The organism is Kitasatospora nipponensis (assembly GCF_039528135.1).
Taxonomy (GTDB): domain Bacteria; phylum Actinomycetota; class Actinomycetes; order Streptomycetales; family Streptomycetaceae; genus Kitasatospora; species Kitasatospora nipponensis.
Window position 1 is genome coordinate 1 of the sequence record NZ_BAAALF010000227.1, and the last position, 1,727, is coordinate 1,727.

Consider the following 1,727-nt stretch of genomic DNA (forward strand, 5'->3'; position numbering starts at 1 on the left):
CGGTCTGCTCCTCGCGGGGGTCGAGTGAGGTGGTGCGGGTCGCGCGCCGACGGGTCCGGAGCGGGGGCCGCGAGGTCGGCAGGTTCGGTCGCGAAGGCCGGCACCGGGCGCTGGCCGGGTCCGGGCACCGAGCGCAGGATCTCCTGGTGCGCGGCCCGCACGCCCGCGCCCGGCTCGATGCCCAGCTCGTCGATCAGCGTGCGGCGCAGCCGACGGTGCACGGCCAGCGCCTCGGCCCGCTGGTCGGTGCGGTGCAGCGCGAGCATCAACTGCCGGTGGAAGGACTCGCGCAGCGGGTGCTCGGCGGTCAGCCGTCCGAGTTCGGGGACCAGCCCGAAGGGGCGCCCCAGCGCCAACTCGGCGTCGAAGCGCCACTCCAGGGCCTGCAACCGCTGCTCGTGCAACTGCTGGACGTGCGGCAGGGCCTCGCCGGCCAGGGTCGGCAGGTCGCTCAGCGGGGTGCCGCGCCAACCGGAGAGGGCCGCCCCGGCCTGCCGGCTGACGGTCCACCAGTCCTCCTGGCGGTGCGCGGCGCGGGCCAGGTCCAGCCGACGGGTGAACTCCTCGGTGTCCAACTCCCCGACGGCCACCCGCAGCAGGTAGCCGGGCGCCACCGTGCGCAGCCGCACCGGTCCCTCCGGGCCGAGCAGCCGGCGCAGTTGGACCACGTGGTTGTTGAGCGAGGTGGCGGCGGTGGCCGGCGGATGCTCGCCCCAGAGCGCGGCGGTCAACCGGTCCCGGGAGACCACCCGGTTCGGCTCCAGCAGCAGGACGGCGAGCAGGGCCCGGCACTTGGGGGAGCGCACCGGCAGGGCGTGGCCCGTGGCGTCATGGACCGTCAGAGGGCCCAGCAGGCCGAACCGCAGCGCGCTGCCGGGCTCCGCCGACGAGGGGATGAGGGTGTTTTGGCCCGTCTGTGGAAGGTCCATTATCGGCATGTTACCCGGCCGTGTGCGGCCTCCGGCAGGCTCAGGGCGACCGAGTCCGGCAGGGTCGGTGCCTCACGGGGGGAGGCATCGGCCGGCCGGGTTTCGCGGGGGAGGCCCGCTTGACGAGGAGGAAGCAACCGATGATCGTCCAGAAGTTCGCCGAGGTGTCCGGGAACCGGTCCGCTGCGGGATCCGCGCAGGTCGCCGTGGGGGGTGGCGGGCAGCGCCGCAGGGACAGCGCCTGGGCCTGAGCCCGGCGGCCCGCGCGGGGGCGCGGGCTGCCGGGCGGGGCTGTGGCCCGGGCTCCCGCGGGGGCTCCTGGTCGGGCTTCCGCGGGGGCGCCCGGCCGGAGCCCGGGGGGCCGCCGGCCGGGGCCGCCCACGACGCGCCCGCCGGGGTGCCGAGTGGGAGCCCGGCCGTCGGGTAAGTGTTGGGGGACAGCAGTGGCCGCCGTGGCCACTGATCCGTGATGGGGTGAGGGGTGAGGTCATGACCGACTACGCCGCTGAATTCGTCGTCGACTCGCGGGACCCGGAGGATCCGGAGCCCGCCGTGGACGCGGAGCTCCCCGCGCGCGACGATCTGCCGCTGGCCGCCGCCGCGGACGTCGCGGACGCCTTCGAGCAGAGCCGCGAGGTCCCGGTCGACGACGACGAGTACCCGCGGTGACCTGCCCGCGGTGAGCGGCCCGCGTCGGTCACCCACCCACAGACCCACCGTCCCGCGGGTCGCGCAGCCGCTCGCGCAGCACGCACCGCGCCGCCGCCCCGGTGCCCCCCCACCCCGGGGGGGGGAGCG

General features: G+C 76.6%; 2 protein-coding genes. One reads left to right on the forward strand and one right to left on the reverse strand.

Annotated elements, in window-relative coordinates; genetic code table 11:
• Window positions 1-929, reverse strand: a 929-nt coding sequence (locus ABD323_RS35815) for an AfsR/SARP family transcriptional regulator (protein WP_344446271.1), incomplete at its 3' end; no start/stop codon positions are given.
• A gap of 489 nt (window positions 930-1,418) precedes the next feature.
• Here ABD323_RS35815 and ABD323_RS35820 point away from each other — a divergent pair.
• Window positions 1,419-1,598 carry a hypothetical protein gene (locus ABD323_RS35820; protein WP_344446272.1) on the forward strand — a complete coding sequence of 60 codons (180 nt, stop codon included), beginning with the start codon at window positions 1,419-1,421 and terminating at the stop codon, window positions 1,596-1,598.
• The last annotated feature ends 129 nt before the right edge of the window (window positions 1,599-1,727 follow it).

What these genes read in the sequence shown, in the direction of transcription:
- ABD323_RS35820 (WP_344446272.1), top strand. Translation starts at nt 1,419, where the DNA reads ATGACCGACTACGCCGCTGAATTCGTCGTCGACTCGCGGGACCCGGAG.